Source organism: Corynebacterium gottingense (assembly GCF_003693265.1).
Lineage (GTDB): Bacteria > Actinomycetota > Actinomycetes > Mycobacteriales > Mycobacteriaceae > Corynebacterium > Corynebacterium gottingense.
Genome location: NZ_RDRE01000001.1, coordinates 91,410 through 111,521, shown reverse-complemented (window position 1 = coordinate 111,521; position 20,112 = coordinate 91,410). Strand labels below are relative to the sequence as shown.

The window sequence follows — 20,112 nt, the reverse complement described above, 5'->3', positions numbered from 1 at the left end:
GCGCTGAGAGTGTGCGAGACTTAGGCCTTGGTGGCGTAATCCTTCTGCACGGAGGAATCAACCGGGACACCCGGGCCCTGGGTCGCGGAAACCACGATCTTCTTCAGGTAGATCCCCTTGGCGGATGCCGGCTTCAGGCGCAGCACCTCGTCAAGCAGGGCACCGTAGTTCTCGGCGAGCTGCTCGGCGGTGAAGGATGCCTTACCAATCAGCGCGTGCAGGTTGGCGGCCTTGTCCACGCGGAAGGCAATCTTGCCGCCCTTGGACTCGGAGACAGCCTTCGCCACGTCCGGGGTAACGGTGCCGGTCTTCGGGTTCGGCATGAGACCACGCGGGCCGAGGACACGAGCGACGCGACCGACCTTGGCCATCTGGTCCGGCGTTGCAATAGCAACGTCGAAGTCGAGCTGGCCGTTGTTGATCTGCTCGATGAGCTCGTCGGTGCCAACGATGTCGGCGCCAGCTTCCTGTGCCTTGGTGGCGTTCTCGCCCTCGGCGAAGACTGCGACGCGGACGGTCTTACCGGTGCCGTGCGGCAGGTTGACGGTGCCGCGGACCAGCTGGTCAGCCTTGCGCGGGTCGACGGACAGACGCATAGCGACGTCGATGGTGGCGTCGTAGTTCTTGGAGGAGGTCTCCTGCGCCAGCTTCACCGCGTCGAGCGGGTGGTACAGGGCGTCGCGGTCGACCTGTGCGAGGGTCTCGTTGTAACGCTTGGACTTCTTAGCCATGTTGCGTTCCTTTCTTCGTATGTGATGTCAGGAGTGGTGGTACGGGCCTGGCCGGCCCTCCCACCTGCGTCGAGCGGGTTTACTTCTCGACGGTGATGCCCATGGAGCGGGCGGTACCAGCGATGATCGCGGCGCCAGCCTCGATGTCGCGGGCGTTGAGGTCCTTCTTCTTGGTCTCAGCGATCTCCTTGCACTGATCCCAGGTCACGGAACCGACCTTCTGGGTGTGCGGGACGCCGGAGCCCTTCTTAATGCCCGCAGCCTTGAGCAGCAGGGAAGCTGCCGGCGGGGACTTCAGGATGAAGTCGAAGGAGCGGTCCTCGTAGACGGTGATTTCCACCGGGATGATGTTGCCGCGCATGGACTCGGTGGCGGCGTTGTAGGCCTTGGTGAACTCGACGATGTTCACGCCGTGCGCACCGAGCGCCGGGCCAACCGGCGGTGCCGGGTTCGCCATGCCTGCCTCGATGTGCAGCTTGATCAGGCCAGTGACCTTCTTCTTAGCCATCGTTAAACCTCAATTCCTTGGTACAGCGCCCCGCCCACGATGTTTGGCGGCACGCTTCCGGATGCCCCGCTTTTCCGGAGCCACCGGGGAGACGAATAGAAAACGTCGCGCAGCCCTTGTGCGGGCACGCGCGACGTTTTACCTTACGGCAGGTGGGGCGCAAGAAGCAAAACGCTTCTCGACGCCACGCCTACATAATCCGCTCGATCTGGTCAGCCGTGAGCTCGACCGGAGTTTCGCGGCCGAAGATGGACACCAGCGCCTGGATCTTGCCTGTCTCCTCGTCGATCTCGGAGATCGTACCCGCAACGGACGCGAACGCGCCCGACAGGATGGTGACGGCCTCGCCCACCTTGTAGTCGTGGGTGACCTTCGGCTTCTCGTCCTCCTCCGGCATCGCGATGACGGTCTCGCCCTCCGCATTCGCGACGCTCTTGCCCTCAACCGGCTCCGCCTTCGGCATGAGGAACTTCGCCACATCGCGGTGCTTCACCGGCGTCGCGTTGCCCTCGTTGCCCACGAAGCTGGTCACGCCCGGGGTCTCGCGAACAACGGACCAGGCAGCGTCGTTCATCTCCATGCGCACAAGGACGTAGCCCGGCAGCAGCTTCCGCTTCACCAGCTTGCGCTTGTCATCCTTCTTCTCCAGCACCTGCTCGATCGGCACGACCACGTCGTAGATGGAGTCCTCCACCTCGAGCGTCTGGATACGCATCTCCAGGTTGGTCTTCACCTTGTTCTCGTAGCCCGAGTAGGACTGGATGATGTACCACTCGCCCGGCAGCTTCTTCAGCTCGCGGACGTAAGCGCGCAGGCGGGCGCGGTACTCGCTGTCCGCTTCGGCCGCGGAATCGTCGCCAAGCGCCGCGGCGGCAGCTGCCTCGGCATCTCCCTCGGTGGCCTCCGCGCCCTCGGTGCTTTCCGTCTCCGGGTCAGTTTCCTCGGTGACCGGGGCACCCTCGTCGACCATCTCGAGCTCCTCCTCCTGCTCGGAGGGCGCTTCCGGCTCGGCAGAATCGGCCTGCTGCTCAGCCAGCTCCTCCTCGGGGTCGGTCTGATCGGTGACGGGCGCGCCCTCGTCGATCATTTCCAGCTCGTTTTCCTCGACCGTGTTCAGGGCGTCGTTGTTTTCCACTGCCATGGTCCGTCTCCTTTATCTCCGTAAATTCCCCGCCCTAGCGTACTCACGTTGGTGGTTCGCGCGCGGTGGGACAAAAACTTATCCCGCCCCTCGGAGTCCGAGGAAGCGGGATATTAAGTAACCGTTCGCATTATAGCTAACGAATGAAGATCCATTCAACCAGCAGGCTAGCCAGGCTGTCGGTGCCCCACACCATGACGGTCAACACGATCAGGAAGGCAAACACGATGAGTGTGTAGTTGAGCATCTCCTTGCCGGTCGGCCAGATGACCTTGCGCATTTCGGAGACAACCTCGCCCGGGAATGCTGCGGCGCCGTTCTTCTTCTCGGCGTCATCGCCATCGCGCTTCGCGGGGGTGCGCTTCTCTTCGTAGGAGTCGGTGGAGATCGGAGAAGCCCCGCCCAGCTGACGCTTACCGGTTGGCCGTGCCGGGTTCTGACCGTTGGGGTTAGTCAAGAAAACTCCTCCACATTCATGCTTTGGCAGGGGCGACAGGACTCGAACCTGCAACCTACGGTTTTGGAGACCGTTGCGCTACCAATTGCGCCACGCCCCTAGGTCCCTGCGTTGTAAACAATTACAGGGGCCTAACCCTACCACGAACGCCGGAGCATCCGCTTGAGGTGAGTAGCGATGGAGAGAATTGAACTCTCGACACAACGATTATGAGTCGTTTGCTCTACCACTGAGCTACACCGCCATGTGTTTGCCTTACGCAAACAACAGAGCCCCCTGACAGAATCGAACTGTCGACCTTTTCCTTACCATGGAAACGCTCTGCCGACTGAGCTAAGGGGGCACAGCCTCTTTGTTGTGAGTCTCACCTTTCGGTGTGACCCGCTCCGTTGAAGCCTTAAGAAGATTAACCCGATAGCGTTAAAGAACACAAATCGCCACTACAGGGCGGGTTTTTAGGCCGTTTTTCACACGCTTATGAACGCTATCTGGGCCCTGCGCATTGGAGGCGCGACCGTGCGCCCCTCCACGCGGCGGCGGTACCGTGCCTCCGGCGCTGCAGGCGCCAATGTCGCTGCCGCGGGTCGCTGTGGCGAGGGATAGTTCAGGCTGCCACCTACTAGACGAGAACCCCGCGACGAGGATGCGACAAAATCCCCGCACCCTCGTCATCCTGATCTCGTCAAACAGGCCGTTCTCGTCATCCCGCCCAAGCCCGCCCAAGCCCCGCCCCCACGCACGAAAAACCCACCGCCTCGTACTCGCGTACGTGGTGGTGGGTGAGTGTGCCAGGTAGAAGATTCGAACTTCTGAAGGCAATGCCGGCGGATTTACAGTCCGCTCCCTTTGGCCGCTCGGGCAACCTGGCGTGCACCTTAAGTGCGTTGAATACTTTACAACACTACCGCCAGCTCTTTGCAAATCGGCTGGTCAGCAGCACCAAAGGCGCTATCCCACGCGGTCGACGGTGTAGCGGGACAGCTGGCGCAGCGCGTCGCTGGCGGGCCCGGCCGGGAGCGTCTCGAGTTCGCGGTTGACGGCGGCGAGGTAGGCGTTGACGTCGTCAAGCGCTCGCTCCCGCCCGTTGGTCTGGCCGATCAACTGGAGCGCCCGCTGCACCTCCTCATCCGTCTGCAGCGGGCCGGTGAGCATCGCGCGCAGCTCGCGGCCCGCCTCCGAGTCCTCCTGCATGGCGTAGAGGACCGGGAGGGTGAACACGCCCTCGCGAAGGTCCGTGCCGGGGGTCTTGCCGGACTGCGCGGGGTCGGAGAAGATGTCGATGATGTCGTCCACGATCTGGAAGACCATGCCGACGGCGGCGCCGAGGCGCTGGCAGCTCGCCACCACCTCCTGGCTCGCGCCGGCGTGGGTGGCGCCCAGGTACGCGGCGGACGCGATGAGCACGCCCGTCTTGCCCTCGATCACCTTCATGTAATGCTCGACAGGGTCGCCGCCGCGCGCGCCGAGTGACTCCAGCATCTGCCCCGTGACCAGTTCCTGGAAGGTGTCGGCGAAGTGCGCGACCGTGGCGGTGTCGATCTCGCTCATGATGCGCGACGCGTGGGCGAACAACACGTCGCCGGCCAGGATGGCCACGGTGTTGTCCCAGCGCGAGTTGGCCGAGTCGACGCCGCGGCGCCGCTCCGCCTCGTCCATCACGTCGTCGTGATAGAGGGTGGCCAGGTGGACCATCTCTGTAATGACGGCGGACTTCACCACGTTCTCCGACGCGGTGTCGGGCCCGAACTCGCTGCTCAACAGCGCCATCAGCGGGCGGAAGCGCTTGCCCCCGGCCACGGCCAGGTGGGTGACCTTGTCCGTGATGAACTCCTCGCCCTGCGAGAGCCGCTCGAGCAGCACGCGTTCAACCTCGCCCATCCCCTGCGCAATGCGGGCGTTCAGGGCGTCGTCGCCGAGGTCCATGTCGTATCCATGGCGCGGCGACGGGTGGTTGATGTTGGCCATCGGTACCATCCTTGCAGGTTGGGCGAGACGGCCGCGGCGCCACCCGGTTCCCGGGCAGCGCGTCGCGGCGCACAATTTATCGCATTCAACCGTAGTGCAAGCTGGCCGCCGGGTGTACCAGCGGGGGCTGTCAACGCCTCTGGCACAATGTTGTCCGTGATGGATGTTGTTGATTGCGTTGTTGTTGGCGCTGGCCCCTCCGGCTCGATCGCGGCGATCGCCACCCAGCGCGCCGGCCTGAGCACCCTGCTTCTGGACGCGCAACCGCACCGCCGCGACAAAACCTGCGGCGACGGCCTCACTCCGCGCGCCGTCCACACGCTGCGCACACTCGGCCTCGAATCAGCACTCCCCGCCTACCGCAACCGCGGCCTCAAGCTCCACGGCTACGGCGGCAGCGTCACCGCGCCTTGGCCCGCCGGCCGCTACGGCACGCAAGGCTCCGCGAGCCCCCGCTCGCTTTTCGACGCCACCCTCGCCGACCAGGCCGCCGCCTCCGGAGCCACCGTCTGGCACGGCTGCGCGGCGACCGGGGCGGATTTCGGCGCCCACGGCGCCATCACCGCCGTCCACACGGACCGCGGCCCGGTGCGCACCCGCTGGGTGATCGTTGCCGACGGGGTGCGCTCCCCCTTTGGCAAGTCGCTCGGGCGGACCTGGCACAAGGACCAGGTGTACGGGATTGCCGCGAGGTCCTACTGCACGACGTCGCTGAGCACCGAGCCCTGGATGCACTCGCACGTAGAGCTGCGCGACGACGCGGGCGAGATCCAGCCCGGCTACGGCTGGATCTTCCCGCTTGGCGACGGCACCGTAAACCTCGGCTGCGGCGCCCTGTCCACCCAGGCGCGCCCTGCGAAGGTGAACACGAAGAAGCTGCTCGCGCACTACGCCCGCCAGCAGCGCGACAACTGGGACCTGGGCGAGCCGCAACACGTGACCTCGGCGCTGCTGCCGATGGGCGGCGCGGTGTCCAACGTGGCGGGCCCGAACTGGGCGCTGATTGGCGACGCCGCCGCCTGCGTCAACCCCCTCAACGGCGAGGGCATCGACTACGGCATGGAAACTGCCGTGATGGCCGTGGAGCTCCTCGGCGAGGGCAAGGACCTCACCCTTGCGTGGCCGTACGCGCTGCGCCGCGCCTACGGCGACGCGTTCGCGCTCGCGCGCACCGCGGCGCTCCTGCTGACCTACCCGCAGTTCCTTCCCGCCGCCGGCCCGCTCGCGCTGCGAGGATTAGGCGGGCGCTACCTCATGCCGGCGGCGGCACGACTGATGGGCAACCTGGTCACCGAGGAAGACACGGACCTCATCGCACGCGCGTGGCGCGCCGCCGGGCGCCTCGCCCCACGTGGTGAGGCGCTGTGGGACCCACGCTAACGCGTGTGCGGGGCTAGGCAGGCTTCGTCGCGCTGTGCAGCGCGACAATGCCCGCGCTTAAATCCTGCCAGCCTGCGTCCTGCCAGCCATTACGGTTGATCGCTGCGGCAAGTGCCTCCTGATCCGGCCAGGCGCGGATGGACTCTGCCAGGTACTCGTAGGCCTCCGCATTGGAGGAAAAGACCTTGGCCAAAAGCGGCAGCGCGACCGGCAGGTACTCCTTGTACACGGTGCGGAAACCGGGCACGACCGGGGTGGAAAACTCGTTGACTACAAGGCGCCCACCCGGCTTGGTCACGCGCGCCATCTCGCGCAGCCCCGCCTCGAAGTCGTAGACGTTGCGAAGCCCGTAGGAGATGGTCACAGCGTCGAAGGTGGCATCCGCAAACGGCAGGTGCATCGCATCGCCCACCGCCTTGGGCACGTCGCGATCGCGGCCCGCGGCGAGCATGCCTTGGGAGAAGTCACAGGCCACCACCCAGGCACCCGACTTGGCCAGCTCAACGGTAGACACCGCGGTGCCGGCGGCGAGGTCAAGCACCTTCTCCCCCGGTTTGAGCTGGAGGCGCTTGCGCGTACGACGCCGCCAGTACTTATCCAGCCCAAAAGACAGGATGGTGTTGGTGATGTCGTACTTCTCGCCCACGCCGTCAAACATGCCGGCGACGTCGAAGGGCTTTTTCTCCAGATCTGCCTTGGCCATAGGAATGCATTGTACGGCTCCACCCCTCTTCAGTGGGTATTCGCCGGAGCCCCTCTTGTAACTTCGATGCATCGAAGTTTATACTTCTATCCACCAAGACACATCGAAAGAGAAAGGCACACCATGATCCGACGGGCACTCGGCGTCTGCGCCACACTCCTCCTCGCCTGCGGCACGGCAAGCTGCGCAAACACCCCCTCCTCCGGCGATGAACCGGTCGTTTTGACCACTTTCACCGTCATCCAAGACATCGCCGCCAACGTCGCCGGCGAACACCTGCAGGTGGAATCCATCACCAAACCTGGTGCCGAGATCCACGGGTACGAGCCCACCCCAGGTGACATCGCCAAGGCCTCAGAGGCGGATCTCATCCTGGATAACGGTCTCAACCTGGAAAACTGGTTCGCCCAGTTCGTGGAAGAGACCGATGTGCCGCACACGGTCATTTCCGAAGGCATCGACCCGATCGACATCACCGAGGACGCCTACGCCGGCAAACCCAACCCGCACGCCTGGATGAGCCCGAAAAATGTGCAGACCTACGTGGACAACATCGTCGACGCCTTCAGCGAGCTCGACCCGGAGCACGCCGAGCAGTACGCGGAAAACGGGGCGAGCTACAAGGCGCAGCTGCAGGAAATCCAGGACGAGATGACGCGCGAACTTTCGGCGCTCCCCGAGCAGCAGCGCGCGCTGGTGACCTGCGAGGGCGCGTTTTCCTACCTCGCCCGCGACGCCGGGCTGCAGGAGCAGTACATCTGGCCGGTCAACGCAGAAAACGAGGCGACCCCGCAGCAGATCGCCCGCACCATCGAGTTTGTCAAGCACAACGAGGTACCCGCCGTCTTCTGCGAGTCGACTGTCTCCAACGCGGCCATGCAGCAGGTTGTCGACGCCACGGGTTCCCAGCTCGGCGACACCCTCTACGTCGACTCCCTTTCACCCGAGGACGGCCCCGTGCCCACCTACCTGGACCTGATCAAGCACGACTCTTCCGCCATCATCGAGGGCCTTACGGGGCAGGCATCATGACGCCCGCGATCAGCGTCGAAGGCGTGACCGTACGCTACGGCGACGTCGAGGCCCTGCGCGAGGCCAGCGTCGCCATCGCCCCGGGCCGAGCCTGCGGGCTCGTCGGCATGAATGGCTCTGGCAAATCCACCCTGTTCAAGGCGATCATGGGCCTGGTCAAGCCCGACGCGGGCACAGTGCAGATCAACGGCGCGGACCCCGCCGCCGCTCGCAAGGCCCAGGTAGTCGCTTACGTCCCGCAGAGCGAAGAGGTGGACTGGCAGTTCCCGATCACCGTGCGCGAGGTCATCATGACCGGCCGCTACGGCCACATGAGGTTGACGCGCCGCCCGCGCCGCCGCGACGAGGCCGCCGTCGATGAGGCCCTCGAGCGCACGCACCTGACCCGCTTCGCCGACCGCCAGATCGGCCAGCTTTCAGGGGGACAGAAGAAACGCGCCTTCGTCGCCCGCGGCATTGCGCAGGGCGCGAGCATTATGCTTCTCGACGAGCCGTTCGCGGGCGTCGACAAGCAATCCGAAGCGACGATCACCGCACTGCTGCGCGAACTCGTCGCCGACGGTGCCACGCTGTTCGTCTCCACGCACGACTTCGCCGCGCTACCCGCGCTCGCGGACGAATCCGTCCTGCTGCAAAAGCGCGTGCTCATGCACGCCCCAACCGAGGATGTGCTGCGGCCGGAGAACCTCGCACGCGCCTTCGGCATGACCCCTACCAAGACGGGGGAGAGCGCATGATTTCGCTGCTACTAGACCCACTCACCTACGGCTTCATGAGCCGGGCGCTGGCCACCGCGCTGACTGCTTCCATCGTCTGCGCGATGCTTTCCTGCTGGCTCGTGCTGGTGGGCTGGTCGCTGATGGGCGATGCGGTCTCCCACGCGGTCCTGCCAGGCGTGGTGCTCTCCTACATCATCGGCGCGCCTTTCGCCGTGGGCGCCGTACTCTTCGGCTTCCTCGCGGTCGCCTTGATCGGCCTGGTGCGCAACACCTCGCGGGTCAAAGAGGACGCCGCGATCGGCATCGTGTTTACCTCGCTCTTCTCCTTCGGGCTGGTGCTGATCTCGGTCACACCCTCGCACACGGATCTAAACCACATCATCTTTGGCAACCTTTTGGGCGTGTCCCGCGCGGAGATGCTGCAAGTAATCGGTCTTGCCGTGCTCGTTTTTGGCGCGCTGCTCATCAAGCGCCGGGATCTGACGCTATACGCCTTCGACCCCATCCACGCGCACGCGATCGGGCTCAGCCCGCGCGCGATCGGTGCCGGGTTGCTCGCCCTGCTCGCACTGACGACTGTGGTAGCGCTGCAGGTCGTGGGGGTGATCCTGGTTGTTGCCATGCTGATTATTCCCGGCGCGACGGCGTACCTGCTCACCGATTCCTTTGGGAAGATGCTGCTTATCGCACCTGCCATGGCCGCGGCCTGCGCGGTGGTGGGCCTGTACTGCAGCTACTACCTGGACACCGCCACGGGGGCGATGATGGTGCTCGCGCAGGCGTGCGTGTTTACGCTCGTGTATCTTTTTGGGCCGCGGGGGCTGGTGCGTGCCCGAGCGCGCTCACGTACACCGCGTCAGTCGCAGCACGCCCCAGCGGGATAATCACGCCGTCGGCCGCGTTTTGCACTTCCACTGCCCCGGAAAAGGGCGCGCCCTCGGCCACGTGGAGGTGCGAGCCGACGTTCAGGCCGTGGGCGTGCAGGAAGCGCAGCAGCTCCGGGTCATCGTCGGAAATTCGCTCGATGACTACGTCGCTGCCTGGTTCCACCGTGCTCAGGGTGACTGCGTCGGGGGCGTGTATCGAGCCATCGGCGGCGGGGATCGGGTCGCCGTGGGGGTCGCGCGTCGGGTGGTGCAGCAGCGCCGCCACCCGTTCCACTAAAAGGTCGGAGACGGCGTGCTCGAGCTGTTCGGCTTCATCGTGAACCTCGTCCCAGGAGTAGTCGAGCACTTGCACCAGGAAAGTCTCGATCAGGCGGTGGCGGCGCACCATCTGCACCGCGTGCGCCCGCCCCTGCTCCGTCAGTTGCACGGAGCCGTAACGCTTGTGCGAGACCAGCTCTTGGTCAGCCAGCTTGCGCACGGTGTCGGACACCGTCGACTGCTTCACACCCAGCGCCTTCGCGATCATCGAGGTGGTAGCGGGCTGGTCCGACCACTCTTCAAGCTCCCAGATCGCCTTGAGGTAATCCTGGGTGCTTGCGGACAGGTCCGAGACTGACATAGTGCGCCAGTCTACCCGGCCCTAAGCCCCGCGCGATTTCCGACGCCTCCCCGCCCACCGTGGCAGGGTGATATCGCGCCCGAAGAGATTGACCACGTTGCTTCGGTAGCCCGCGCGTGCCTCCTCGTAGTAGCCGAGGAGCTGCTCGCACAGCGCATCCCAGGTTTTATCCGCCACCGAGGCTCGCGCGTTGCGTTTGAGTTCGGCCAAGCGGGCGTCGTCGAGCAGATAGCGCGCCGCGTCAGGAAGCTCCTCGCTGAAGGTGTCCACCTCCAGCAGCAGGCCGTTCTCGCCATCCTGGATCAGGTCGATCGGCCCGCCGGCCTTCGGGCCGATGGTGGGTACGCCGGAGGCCTGCGCCTCCTGGATGGCCTGGCAGAAGGTCTCGAACTCGCCGGTGTGCACGAACAGGTCCAGCGACGCGTAGGCGCGCGCGAGCTGCTCGCCGGACAGCGCGCCGGTAAACACAGCGGAGGGCATGAGCTCCTGGAGCGCGTCGCGCTCCGGGCCGTCGCCCACGATCACGAGTTGGATGTCCGGGTCCTGCTCGAGCACGGCCAGGCGGCACACGCTCTTCTCGCTGGCCAGTCGGCCGACAAAGCCGACGACCTTCTTCGTGCCGGTGGGATCCCACTGGTAGCGCAGCATGTCGGAGCGCTTCGACGGGTTGAACAGCTCCGCGTTCACGCCGCGACCCCAGCGCTTCACGTTCTTGATGCCGTGCGACTCCAGCTCCCGAATCGCCTCCGACGACGGGGCGAGGTTGAGCTGGCAGCGGTTGTGGATGTTGCGGGTCCAGTCCCAGGCCAGCGCGGCCACGGCGGAGAGCTGGTATTTGGTGGCAAAGCCGGCCACGTCGGTCTGGTACAGGCCCACAGCCGGCACGCCGAGCTGCATCGCGGAGAACACGCCCGCGCCGCCGAGCACGAACGGGCTGGCCAGGTGAATGATGTCCGGCTCGAACTCCGCCAGCGCCGCGGTCACGGTGGTGGTGGGCACGCCGATGGGCAGCGAATCCACCAGCGGCACGCGCATCGTGGGTACGCGCGCGATGGGAAAGCCCAGGTAGTCCGCGACCTCTTCCTGGAAGTCGCGAGCACCCGGCGCGACGACGAGCGCCTCGTGGCCCTCCGCCTTCAGGTACTCCAAGACGCGGAGCACCGAGTTGGTGACTCCGTTGATGTTCGGGAGGAATGATTCCGCGACAATTCCGACTCGCATACTTTCGAACCTTCCCATGTGCATGCAAACGAGACTCTACGAGTGATCAAACTTTGTTCTAACTCAACGTGAACGTTTAGGCGCTGATCGACGCACCCACGTCCACGCCAGCGCGAACACACCTGTGGCCACGACCGCCACCGAGCCCGCGGGGATGAGCGAGAGCCCCCACCCGCGCCCCTCAACCTTCACCAGATCCGGGTTGCTCTTGGCGTAGGTCACCCAGACCTGCTGCCCCTCCCCCAGCCCGGAGGGATAAAGCAGCCCGCTCGGCGGCGAGAAGTGCCGCCCCTCCTCGTCTTGGTATTCCACGGAGGTGCGCACCGCGCTCACCCCGGTCACCGTGGCCATGCCGCGTCCGGGGTCGGCCATGATGCGGGCGTCGTTCATCGCCGCTCCCCCGACCATCGCCACCGCCCCCAGCAGCGCGGCCAGGTAGAGCGCCAGCAGCGCCTGCTGCCCGCGCCGCCGCCAGTTGATCACCGGGCGAGCCTCTGCGCCAGTGCCCGCCGGGTCGCCCGCGTCGTGTCAACCTCCACCACGGTGATCGGGTTCGGCTCCGCCTCGAGCCGGATCAGGGTCTGCAGGAGTTCCTGCAGGCTGCCGGCGTGCTCGTAGTCGGCGCCATATGCCTGGGCAAGCTTTTCGACGCCCACGTGATGCCCCGTCCCGAACACCCGCTCAAAGTCGCGCTCCACGCTCTCCGCCCCGGTCTCAAGCGTGTGGAAGATCCCGCCGCCGTCGTCGTTGGCCACCACGATGGTGAGGTTCCCGGGGCGCGGCTCGTCTGGGCCGATGAGCAGACCATTTACGTCGTGCAGGAAGGTCAGGTCGCCCATGAGAGCAACGGTGCGCGGGGCCCGGATCTCGTCGGGGTGCAGGGCCTGCGTCGCCAGGGCCACGCCGACGGCCTGGGAGACGGTGCCGTCGATACCCGCGGCCCCGCGCGCGGAGATGGTGGTCACGCCGTCGAAAGGCATGCCCACCATGCTCACGTCGCGAACCGGGTTGGAGGAGCCGACGACGAGCGTGTCGCCCACGCCGAGGGTGTCGCACACGGCGGCGGCGACGTGCATGCCGGTCAGCCCGAACTCGTCCTCGGTGAGTGCGTCGCGCACAGTCTGGGCGCCAACCTCGCCCGCGGCCTCGCAGATCTTGATCCAGGTGTCCGTGGACTGTCCGGTGGCGTTGACGCGGGAGCCGCGCCGGTCCGGGTGGCCGGTGAACGTGTCGGTGCGCGAGATGCCGATGACCTCGATGTCCGGGTCCGCCATGAGCGCCATGACGTCGCGGTGCAGGGTGGGGTGCCCCACCACGATGAGCTGATCCGGCTTGGTTTCCGCGGAGAAGTCGCCGCCGTCGTGGGAGATGGCGACCTCGCTCTTGGCAAAGAAGCGCGCCGCCAGCGGGTGTACCTGGTGGAAGGGGGCGGGCGCAGTCGGCTCCGCGATGGTGGGCACGTGCTCGAGGCCGGGGACGTCCCAGGCCTCGTCGCCCGCGATGACGAGGGTGTTGCGGGTCAGGTCCACGTCCACGGCGCCGTGGTCCACCCAGGTCGGCGGCGTGCTCAGGCGGCCCGGGCCGACCCGGCGCGGCTCGCCCTCCGGCGCCGGGAGCGTGTCGGGCACGAGCGGGGTGTCCAGGGCGACGTTGATGTGGACCTGGTCCGCCGCGAAGGACACGGCGGCGGCGTCCGCCTCCGTGGCCACCTGCTGGGTGGCGGCGTAGCGGCCGAAGATCCCGTCTTGCCAAATTGTTTGCGATGCCCCCGTGCCCACCAGCCGGGCCGGGCGGTCCGCACTCACGACGGCCAGCGGGGTGTGCGACATGTGCGCCTCCACCATCGCGGGCAGCGCGTTCGCCACCGCGGTGCCCGAGGTCATGACGACGCCCACGTGCCGGCGTTGAACGCGCGCGAGGCCGAGCGCGGTGAAGGCGGCCGAGCGCTCGTCGATACGCATGTGCACGCGGAGGTCCCTGCGGGCCATGAGCGCGTAGGCCAGGGGCGAATTGCGCGAACCCGGGCTCATGACCACGTCGGTGACGTTGTCAGCCAGGCGCTGGGCAATCACGCGGGCAACGGCAAGCGATTCAGGGAGCGTTTCCATGAGTGCCCAGTCTAGCGGTGGCTACTGGTTCTGAAGAATGTCGTCCGCGCCGCGGCGCAGCTCGTCTAGGAGGTCCTCTGCACCGGTGCGCACCTCGTCGGGGACCTGCACGTCGGGCGCCTCCGGGAGGTCGGGCAGCTCGGACTCCGTCGGCGCTGTCTGCGCTGTCGGCTCCGGCTCACGGGAATCCCTGTCGCGGTCGCCGAACAGCGACGGGCGCTTCGTGGTCGTCTCCGTCGACGTGACGGTCTCGGTCCGGGTGTTGGTCACGGTCACCGGCGGCTTCGAGGCCTCGGCGGACGCGCCGCGCCAAAGGAAGAAGAACACCACGCCCGCCGCCAGCGCGATGGCGAGCAGCACGCCCAGCACCATGGCGAGTGTGTTGGAGCGCTCCTCTGGCTCCTCGTAGTAGCGCGACTCGGGCTCCGGCGGCGCCGGCTGGGTGTACTGCGGCTGCTCGTAACGGGGTTGCTCGTAGCGCGGGGGCTCCTGGTAGCGCGGGCGTTCCTGTTCAGCAGGGTCGGGGAAGTACTGCTTGGGGCGGGGACGGTGCGGTGGTTCCTCCGGAACGCCAAACTGGCGCGTCTGGTTATCCATGCGGATAGCCTAACGCGCCAGTGACAGCAGGGCGGTATCTAGAGCACTAACCCGAACACGGGGACGGCGAGGAAGTAGGTGGCCAGGGCGATAAGGACCAGCGCGATCGCGTTGAGCCAGATGCCGCCCTTGATCATCTCGCCCATGGTGACGTAGCCCGAGGAGTACGCGATGGCGTTCGGCGGGGTGGCCACCGGGAGCATGAACGCACAGGTGGCGGACAGCGCCACGGGGATGGCGAGGATGAGGACGTTCATCTCGCTGGCGTCGGTAAGCCCGATGCCCACTGCCACACCACCCATGATGGGCAGGAACGTCGCTGCTGTTGCGGTGTTGGAGGTCAGCTCCGTCAGACCGAGCACGAGGGCGGCGATGGCGAAGATGAGCAGGAAGACCGGCAGGACGGCCAGGCCCTTGGCGGCCTCGCCGATCCAGAGCGACAGGCCCGTGGCGGTGAACATTGCGGAGAGCGACAGCCCGCCGCCGAAGAGGAGGAGGACGTCCCACGGCATCTCGTTCGCCGTCTCCCAGTCAAGCAGGCGCTTGCCGTTTTTCTTGCCCGGGATGATGAACATGAGCAGGCCGGCGATGATGCCCACGATGGCGTCGTCGTACGGGAAGTCCCAGCCGAACTGCTTGATGCCCAGCGGGATGAAGATCCAGGCCAGCGCCGCGAGGAGGAAGATGATGCCCGCGGCAATCTGCGGGAAGGTCCACGGACCGAGCTTGCGGATCTCCGCCTCGATGAGCTCCTTGCCTCCCGGAATGTGGTCAATCTCCGGCTTGAACACGGTGATGAGCACCCACCAAGCGATGAAGGTGAACGCGATGGCCACCGGCATGCCAACCAGCATCCACTGACCGAAGCCGATGGTGATGCCGTGTGCCTCCTTCATGTAGCCCTGCAGCAGCGCGTTCGGCGGGGTGCCGATGAGCGTGCCGAGTGAGCCTATCGACGCCGAGTACGCGATCGCCAGCATCAGCGCGGTCCCGAACTTCTTCTGGTTCTGCATGCCGCCCACGGTGTCCGCGGTGAGCATGAGCACGGAGGTGCCGATGGGCAACATGACCACGGCGGTCGCGGTGTTGGAAACCCACATGGACATGAAGCCCGTGGCGATCATGAAGCCCAGGATGATGCGCTTCGGGCTCGTCCCCACCAGCTTGACCACTACGAGCGCGAGGCGCCGGTGCAGGTTCCAGCGCTGCAGGCCCAGCGCCATGAGGAAGCCGCCCATGAACAGGAAGATGGTGGCGGAGGCGTACGGGGACGACACCTTGGAAAACTCGGCCACCCCCATGACGGGGAAGATGGCGATGGGCAGCAGCGCGGTCGCGGCCAACGGGATGGCCTCCGTCATCCACCACACCGCCATGAGCACCGTGGTGGCGGCGACGACGCGCATCGCCTGCGCGGTGTACTCCACGTCCGGCTTCGCGCCCGCGGATTGTGACACCGTGTCCGGGGCGCTCGCGGGGAAAATGAACCAGATGAGCGCCGCGAGTGCGACGCCGAGGATCAGGCCGATCAGCTGGCGGCGCCACTCGCCTGGTTCTGGGGCTTTGGCGAGATCGCCATCCGACAGCGCGGATGAGTCATGCACAACGGGGGTAGACATTGCCCCACCTACTTTCCAACGTGTTCAGTACTGTTTCCACAGCATGATTGGTATTCTTTTTCACAATCACCTGTAAAAAAGTTTAGTGCACCGGGTGAAAAACCGGACATTCCTTTGGCATTCCGTAGGGCACTCCCGGACACATCACCCCCGTATGTAGGGGAGGCAGTCGCGAACCCGTTGGAACCACCAGTTTTCGCGTTCGCCGCCCGCACGCAGGCCGTGGAGCCGCTCCGGATCGGGCACGGTGCGGCTGATGCGGAGGCGGCCGCCGACAATCTCGCGCGGCGCCGCCACGTCCTCCGCGAACAGATTTTGGGTGGCCAGGCCCGCCGCGCGTGAGCCCGTGAGCTGCGCGGCGACCAGCCCGGCGTCCATGCCCACCGCGGTGTCCAGCGCGCTGGCCACGGTCACGTCCAGGCCCAGCTCGCGCGAGATCCGCACCAGCGGGCGCACCCCACCCAACGGGGCAACCTTGCACACGGCGACGTCCGCCGCGCCCAGCTCGGCGACGCGGTACGGATCACTCGCCTTGCGGATGGACTCGTCCGCGGCGATCGGAGAGGCGACGCGGCGGCGCACCTCCGCGAGCTCCTCGGCGGAGGCGCAGGGCTGCTCCACGTACTCGAGCTCGGCCACGCCATCGAGCGCGGCGATCGCCTCGCAGGCCTCGTCCACGGTCCAGGCCCGGTTGGCGTCCACGCGCAGGCGCGCGTCGGGGCGGAGGGTGTGGACGCGGGCGAGGCGGGCGGTGTCGTCGGCAAGCGACTGCCCCTTCTCCGCGACCTTGACCTTGAACGTGTTGATCCCCTCCGGGTAGCGGGCGAGCACCGCTTCGACCTCATCGGCCGGCACGGCGGGAACGGTGCCGTTGACCTCGACCTCGCCCTCGGCTGCGGGGAGGCCCTCGAAGGCGGCTTCGATCCCGGCGCGCAGCCACGCTGCGGACTCTTCCTGCCCGTACTCGAGGAAGGGCGCGAACTCGCCCCAGCCAGCGGGCCCGTCAATGAGCAGGGCCTCGCGGGTGGTGATACCGCGGAATCGCACGGCCATGGGCAGCGTCACGACGTGCGCGCGCTGCAGGATCTCGTCGGCGGTGGGCAGCAAACTGTTTTCCCTTCCGTACATCGTCATGTTCTTGCTACTGTAATTTGCCTGCGGGAGTGCACGCGTAGGTAGGTAGGATGCAGTCCCATGAGTTACTCCACCTCCCAGCCGTTCGACCCCACCCAGTGGCGCAGCGTCGAGGGCTTCGACTTCACCGACATCACCTACCACCGCCACGTCGGCGAGTCCCGCGCCGACGGCATCGTGCGCATCGCGTTTGACCGCCCGGAGGTGCGCAACGCGTTCCGACCCCACACGGTTGACGAGCTCTACCAAGCACTCGACCACGCCCGCCGCTCACCTGACGTCGGTGTGGTGCTCTTGACCGGCAACGGCCCCTCCGAGAAAGACGGTGGCTGGGCGTTCTGCTCGGGCGGCGACCAGCGCATCCGCGGCCGCTCCGGATACCAGTACGCCGGCGGCGACACGGCCGAGACCATCGACACCGCGCGAGTGAAGGCAGAGGGCGGGCGCCTACACATCCTGGAGGTCCAGCGCCTGATCCGCACGATGCCCAAGGTGGTCATCGCGGTGGTGGGCGGCTGGGCGGCCGGCGGCGGGCACTCGCTGCACGTGGTCTGCGACCTCACCATCGCCTCGCGCGAGGAGGCCCGCTTCAAGCAGACGGATGCCGACGTCGGCTCCTTCGACGCCGGCTACGGGTCTGCGTATTTGGCCAAGATGGTGGGGCAGAAGTTCGCCCGCGAAATCTTCTTCCTGGGCCGCACCTATTCCGCTGAGGACATGCAGCGCATGGGCGCGGTGAACATCGTCGCTTCGCATGAATCCCTGGAAGATGAGGCGATCCAGGCCGCGCGCGAGATCAACGGCAAGTCCCCCACCGCGCAGCGCATGCTCAAATTCGCGTTCAACCTTACCGATGACGGTCTGATGGGCCAGCAGGTCTTCGCCGGCGAGGCGACTCGCCTGGCGTACATGACCGACGAGGCCGTCGAGGGCCGCGACTCGTTTTTGGAGAAGCGCGACCCGCGCTGGGACGAGTTCCCGTTTTACTACTAGGGCGCTTTGGTGCTCGTTGCTGGCTAGACGGCGCTGCCGCCCCAGATGACGAGATGAGGATGACGAGGACGCGGAGAAAAATCAACGAGTTCGTCGCCCCCTTCTCGTCATCCAGCCGAGTCACGCCGAGCGGGACCCGCCAACGCCCTCCCCGCCGCAGCCCACGCCCCCGTCGCCAGCAGCACCCCGCCGCCCAGCGCCACCGCCGCGCGCAGCGGGGTCGTCGCGGTCTCCGCCCAGGCCGGCACGGCGAGCACCCACAGCCAGCTGCCCGCCAGCACGTCGCCGCCAATGGTCACGGACAACGCGGTCCACACCAGCGTCGCCGCGAGCGTCCACGCGACGCCGAACCGCACAGTAATATACAGCGCGGTCAGCGCGAGCGTACTCGTCGTCAGCAGTGCGATAGCACTTCCAACTCCCCCAATCCCGCTGGTCAGCGCCCCGAACACCACCACGAGCGCGACCACGCCGCACGTCCACACCCGCAGCGCGGCGCCCACGCCCGGGTGCTCGACGCGCATGAGCTGCCACGCGGGCCGCAGCCTCGGCCACACCAGGGTGGGCAGCAGCCCCGCGCCGACCGGCAGAATGAGGTAGGTCTCCAGCGCGCGCCGCACATCGATGGGGTATCGCATCGCCACCAGCATCACCAGCGCGGTGAGCAGGAGCAGCACGCTTAGCGACGCCACCCGCCCCGCCCCGTACACACCCCGGAGCGCCGCAACGAATCCCACCCGCGCCGGGCGTGGCACCGCAGCCCCCGCCGGGCGCGGTGCGGCCACGACGTGTGCGGTCGTGCGACGCCGGCGCTCCCGGCGCGGCTCCGTCCACACCGCGCACGCCGCACCGAAGGCGGCAAGCAGGAGGCACAGCGCGAGTGGCGCCCAGGGCGACTGCCGGTCCAGGGCCGATCCGGGTTCCAACGGCAGCAGGTTGAATTGCAGCCCCATGAGCGGAAGCTCGAGACGCAGCGGCCAGGCGGCGGGGTTGGCCCACCACCAGACGCGGTCGCAGAAGTAGCCGAGCTCGACCTGGTACGCCATCGCCGCCACCAATGTGGGTAGCATCCCGACCCGGCGCACCAGCGCGGCGGCCACGCCCGCCACGCCGCACATGCCCACCCAGGCGGCAGCGCCGGCAGCGAGCACCGCCCCCGCGCCGGAAAGCCCGACGGCGGAGGCCACCAGCCAGTTCACGCCAAAGTCCGCGAGGCAGAACACACCGAGTGCGGCCCACACCACGGCGAGGCGGGCAGCGCGCACGCGGCGGGGGTCCACCGGCCGCCAGTCGGTCCCGCCCGAACGTGACGAACGCTCGCGGGTCTCCGCCACGCCGGCGAACAGGGTCGCGACCGGCGCGGCGAGTGCGGTGACCAGGAGGCCTTGCCAGTTCATCAGGTAGCGTGCCGTCTCTACCCGGCCGACGAGCGAGAACGCCGCGAACACGCAGCCGAACAGCAGGCCCGCCCCGGCGAGCCACCACAGGGTCGAGCCGCGCGAGCGGATCCATTCAGCGTGCAGGTAATTCACTGCGCTCCCCCGTTCCCGCCGGTGGTGAGCCGGAAGAAGGACTCCTCCAGGTTCGGCCCCAGCTGCGCAAGCTGACCGGCGAAGCGCACGCTGCCGCCGGCGATGACGGTGGCGTCATCAGCCATGTGCACGACCTCGCCAAGCTGGTGGGAGCTGACCAGCACGGTGCGCCCCGCGGCGGCGTATTCGCGCAGGTAGGCGCGCAGGTGGGCGATGCCCTCGGGGTCAAGTCCGTTCTGGGGTTCGTCGAGAATGAGCACCTCTGGCTCGCCGAGCAGGGCCTGCGCGAGCGCCAACCGGCCCTTCATGCCGGTGGAAAACGCGCCCGCTTTCTTCTTGCCCGCGTCCTGGAGCCCCACGAGTTGGAGGACACGATCCACCTCGGAATCCGGCAGGCCGAGCAGCGTGGCGTGCACGCGCAAGTTGTTGCGGGCGCTTAGGTGGCTATAGAAGGCGGGGTCGTTGATAGAGGCGCCTACGTGGCGCAGATTCGCCCGCGCAAAGGGCTGACCCATGAGCGTGACCTCGCCGGCCTCTGGAACAAGGAGCCCGAGCAGGACCTTCATGAGTGTGGACTTGCCAGCCCCGTTGGGTCCGAGCAGCGCGTGGACGCGGCCGGGAGTGGTGTGCAGGGAGACGTCGGTAAGCACGCGGTGGGCGCCGTAGGACACGGTCACGCCCTCGCAGGCCAGCTGTGGTGAAGTCATACCCCAATCCTCGCCACCAGCCCGGCGCGCCACATCGCCCCGCGGGCGGAACTGCGCTC

General features: G+C 66.9%; 20 protein-coding genes and 4 tRNA genes. 5 read left to right on the top strand and 19 right to left on the bottom strand.

The genetic code is table 11. The features are described from left to right. Nucleotides 1-20 precede the first annotated feature (20 nt). The 9 genes from rplA to EAW56_RS00530 form a co-directional block, all read right to left on the bottom strand. Nucleotides 21-731 (bottom strand): 50S ribosomal protein L1, encoded by a 711-nt coding sequence (gene rplA, locus EAW56_RS00570; protein WP_095535268.1) that lies wholly within the window; start codon nt 729-731, stop codon nt 21-23. A 79-nt stretch (nt 732-810) separates the two neighbouring features. Next, nucleotides 811-1,239, bottom strand: a complete 429-nt coding sequence (gene rplK, locus EAW56_RS00565) for a 50S ribosomal protein L11 (RefSeq protein WP_095275090.1) — start codon at nt 1,237-1,239, stop codon at nt 811-813. Nucleotides 1,240-1,429: 190 nt separating this feature from the next. Next, nucleotides 1,430-2,380, bottom strand: a complete 951-nt coding sequence (gene nusG / locus EAW56_RS00560; RefSeq protein WP_095546827.1) for a transcription termination/antitermination protein NusG — start codon at nt 2,378-2,380, stop codon at nt 1,430-1,432. 136 nt (nt 2,381-2,516) lie between these two features. Beyond that, nucleotides 2,517-2,837: a preprotein translocase subunit SecE gene (gene secE / locus EAW56_RS00555; protein WP_095275092.1), complete on the bottom strand. Its 321-nt coding sequence runs from the start codon at nt 2,835-2,837 to the stop codon at nt 2,517-2,519. Nucleotides 2,838-2,861: 24 nt separating this feature from the next. Continuing rightward, nucleotides 2,862-2,937: transfer RNA gene (locus EAW56_RS00550), tRNA-Trp, on the bottom strand. A 72-nt stretch (nt 2,938-3,009) separates the two neighbouring features. Then, nucleotides 3,010-3,081, bottom strand: a tRNA-Met gene (locus EAW56_RS00545). Between the two features lie 26 nt (nt 3,082-3,107). Continuing rightward, nucleotides 3,108-3,180: transfer RNA gene (locus EAW56_RS00540), tRNA-Thr, on the bottom strand. Nucleotides 3,181-3,623: 443 nt separating this feature from the next. Continuing rightward, nucleotides 3,624-3,705 (bottom strand) — tRNA-Tyr (locus tag EAW56_RS00535). Nucleotides 3,706-3,785: 80 nt separating this feature from the next. Further along, complete coding sequence (locus EAW56_RS00530) at nt 3,786-4,802, bottom strand: polyprenyl synthetase family protein (RefSeq protein WP_122084675.1); 1,017 nt, start codon at nt 4,800-4,802, stop codon at nt 3,786-3,788. Between the two features lie 159 nt (nt 4,803-4,961). On the opposite strand from EAW56_RS00530, the gene EAW56_RS00525 reads away from it, so the two are divergent. After that, on the top strand, nt 4,962-6,182 hold the full coding sequence (locus tag EAW56_RS00525) for a geranylgeranyl reductase family protein (protein WP_122084673.1): 1,221 nt from the start codon (nt 4,962-4,964) through the stop codon (nt 6,180-6,182). A 13-nt stretch (nt 6,183-6,195) separates the two neighbouring features. On the opposite strand, the gene EAW56_RS00520 is transcribed toward EAW56_RS00525, so the two are convergent. Continuing rightward, complete coding sequence (locus EAW56_RS00520) at nt 6,196-6,885, bottom strand: demethylmenaquinone methyltransferase (protein WP_095547017.1); 690 nt, start codon at nt 6,883-6,885, stop codon at nt 6,196-6,198. Between the two features lie 123 nt (nt 6,886-7,008). Between EAW56_RS00520 and EAW56_RS00515 the strand changes: the two genes are divergently transcribed. The 3 genes from EAW56_RS00515 to EAW56_RS00505 are packed head-to-tail and all read left to right on the top strand — an operon-like array spanning nt 7,009 to nt 9,520. Further along, nucleotides 7,009-7,917, top strand: coding sequence for a metal ABC transporter substrate-binding protein (locus tag EAW56_RS00515; protein ID WP_122084671.1), 909 nt, complete (start codon nt 7,009-7,011; stop codon nt 7,915-7,917). Continuing rightward, nucleotides 7,914-8,654, top strand: coding sequence for a metal ABC transporter ATP-binding protein (locus tag EAW56_RS00510; RefSeq protein WP_122084669.1), 741 nt, complete (start codon nt 7,914-7,916; stop codon nt 8,652-8,654). The genes EAW56_RS00515 and EAW56_RS00510 overlap by 4 nt, the downstream gene beginning before the upstream one ends. Next, complete coding sequence (locus tag EAW56_RS00505) at nt 8,651-9,520, top strand: metal ABC transporter permease (protein WP_095547664.1); 870 nt, start codon at nt 8,651-8,653, stop codon at nt 9,518-9,520. Before EAW56_RS00510 ends, EAW56_RS00505 begins: the two co-directional genes overlap by 4 nt. On the opposite strand, the gene EAW56_RS00500 is transcribed toward EAW56_RS00505, so the two are convergent. From EAW56_RS00500 to EAW56_RS00470, 7 genes are all read right to left on the bottom strand, one after another. Further along, nucleotides 9,426-10,142 (bottom strand): metal-dependent transcriptional regulator, encoded by a 717-nt coding sequence (locus tag EAW56_RS00500; protein WP_095275098.1) that lies wholly within the window; start codon nt 10,140-10,142, stop codon nt 9,426-9,428. The two genes, EAW56_RS00505 and EAW56_RS00500, sit on opposite strands and share 95 nt — an antisense overlap. A 21-nt stretch (nt 10,143-10,163) precedes the next feature. Beyond that, nucleotides 10,164-11,363, bottom strand: coding sequence for a glycosyltransferase family 4 protein (locus EAW56_RS00495; protein ID WP_122084668.1), 1,200 nt, complete (start codon nt 11,361-11,363; stop codon nt 10,164-10,166). A 63-nt stretch (nt 11,364-11,426) separates the two neighbouring features. Beyond that, on the bottom strand, nt 11,427-11,843 hold the full coding sequence (locus EAW56_RS00490; protein WP_415528451.1) for a DUF3592 domain-containing protein: 417 nt from the start codon (nt 11,841-11,843) through the stop codon (nt 11,427-11,429). Further along, nucleotides 11,843-13,471, bottom strand: a complete 1,629-nt coding sequence (gene menD / locus EAW56_RS00485) for a 2-succinyl-5-enolpyruvyl-6-hydroxy-3-cyclohexene-1-carboxylic-acid synthase (protein ID WP_122084665.1) — start codon at nt 13,469-13,471, stop codon at nt 11,843-11,845. The genes EAW56_RS00490 and menD overlap by 1 nt, the downstream gene beginning before the upstream one ends. A gap of 21 nt (nt 13,472-13,492) precedes the next feature. Beyond that, nucleotides 13,493-14,068: a hypothetical protein gene (locus EAW56_RS00480; protein WP_122084663.1), complete on the bottom strand. Its 576-nt coding sequence runs from the start codon at nt 14,066-14,068 to the stop codon at nt 13,493-13,495. Between the two features lie 38 nt (nt 14,069-14,106). After that, nucleotides 14,107-15,687 carry an SLC13 family permease gene (locus EAW56_RS00475; protein WP_095537587.1) on the bottom strand — a complete coding sequence of 527 codons (1,581 nt, stop codon included), beginning with the start codon at nt 15,685-15,687 and terminating at the stop codon, nt 14,107-14,109. 144 nt (nt 15,688-15,831) lie between these two features. Further along, nucleotides 15,832-16,821, bottom strand: coding sequence for an o-succinylbenzoate synthase (locus EAW56_RS00470; protein WP_167457366.1), 990 nt, complete (start codon nt 16,819-16,821; stop codon nt 15,832-15,834). A 60-nt stretch (nt 16,822-16,881) separates the two neighbouring features. On the opposite strand from EAW56_RS00470, the gene EAW56_RS00465 reads away from it, so the two are divergent. After that, on the top strand, nt 16,882-17,814 hold the full coding sequence (locus EAW56_RS00465) for a 1,4-dihydroxy-2-naphthoyl-CoA synthase (RefSeq protein ID WP_122084660.1): 933 nt from the start codon (nt 16,882-16,884) through the stop codon (nt 17,812-17,814). Nucleotides 17,815-17,921: 107 nt separating this feature from the next. Here EAW56_RS00465 and EAW56_RS00460 read toward each other — a convergent pair whose 3' ends face one another. Beyond that, the gene (locus EAW56_RS00460; protein WP_122084658.1) at nt 17,922-19,346 is read right to left on the bottom strand and encodes an ABC-2 family transporter permease; all 1,425 of its coding nucleotides are present in this window, start codon (nt 19,344-19,346) and stop codon (nt 17,922-17,924) included. Continuing rightward, entirely contained in the window at nt 19,343-20,053 is a 711-nt protein-coding gene (locus tag EAW56_RS00455; protein ID WP_122084657.1) for an ATP-binding cassette domain-containing protein, read from the bottom strand. The genes EAW56_RS00460 and EAW56_RS00455 overlap by 4 nt, the downstream gene beginning before the upstream one ends. Between the last annotated feature and the right edge of the window lie 59 nt (nt 20,054-20,112).

Bases quoted from the DNA above. Each gene is read 5' to 3' on its own strand.
- rplA (WP_095535268.1), bottom strand. From the start codon at position 731: ATGGCTAAGAAGTCCAAGCGTTACAACGAGACCCTCGCACAGGTCGAC.
- rplK (WP_095275090.1), bottom strand. From the start codon at position 1,239: ATGGCTAAGAAGAAGGTCACTGGCCTGATCAAGCTGCACATCGAGGCA.
- nusG (WP_095546827.1), bottom strand. From the start codon at position 2,380: ATGGCAGTGGAAAACAACGACGCCCTGAACACGGTCGAGGAAAACGAG.
- EAW56_RS00530 (WP_122084675.1), bottom strand. From the start codon at position 4,802: ATGGCCAACATCAACCACCCGTCGCCGCGCCATGGATACGACATGGAC.
- EAW56_RS00525 (WP_122084673.1), top strand. From the start codon at position 4,962: ATGGATGTTGTTGATTGCGTTGTTGTTGGCGCTGGCCCCTCCGGCTCG.
- EAW56_RS00520 (WP_095547017.1), bottom strand. From the start codon at position 6,885: ATGGCCAAGGCAGATCTGGAGAAAAAGCCCTTCGACGTCGCCGGCATG.
- EAW56_RS00515 (WP_122084671.1), top strand. From the start codon at position 7,009: ATGATCCGACGGGCACTCGGCGTCTGCGCCACACTCCTCCTCGCCTGC.
- EAW56_RS00510 (WP_122084669.1), top strand. From the start codon at position 7,914: ATGACGCCCGCGATCAGCGTCGAAGGCGTGACCGTACGCTACGGCGAC.
- EAW56_RS00505 (WP_095547664.1), top strand. From the start codon at position 8,651: ATGATTTCGCTGCTACTAGACCCACTCACCTACGGCTTCATGAGCCGG.
- EAW56_RS00500 (WP_095275098.1), bottom strand. From the start codon at position 10,142: ATGTCAGTCTCGGACCTGTCCGCAAGCACCCAGGATTACCTCAAGGCG.
- EAW56_RS00495 (WP_122084668.1), bottom strand. From the start codon at position 11,363: ATGCGAGTCGGAATTGTCGCGGAATCATTCCTCCCGAACATCAACGGA.
- menD (WP_122084665.1), bottom strand. From the start codon at position 13,471: ATGGAAACGCTCCCTGAATCGCTTGCCGTTGCCCGCGTGATTGCCCAG.
- EAW56_RS00480 (WP_122084663.1), bottom strand. From the start codon at position 14,068: ATGGATAACCAGACGCGCCAGTTTGGCGTTCCGGAGGAACCACCGCAC.
- EAW56_RS00475 (WP_095537587.1), bottom strand. From the start codon at position 15,687: ATGTCTACCCCCGTTGTGCATGACTCATCCGCGCTGTCGGATGGCGAT.
- EAW56_RS00470 (WP_167457366.1), bottom strand. From the start codon at position 16,821: ATGACGATGTACGGAAGGGAAAACAGTTTGCTGCCCACCGCCGACGAG.
- EAW56_RS00465 (WP_122084660.1), top strand. From the start codon at position 16,882: ATGAGTTACTCCACCTCCCAGCCGTTCGACCCCACCCAGTGGCGCAGC.
- EAW56_RS00455 (WP_122084657.1), bottom strand. From the start codon at position 20,053: ATGACTTCACCACAGCTGGCCTGCGAGGGCGTGACCGTGTCCTACGGC.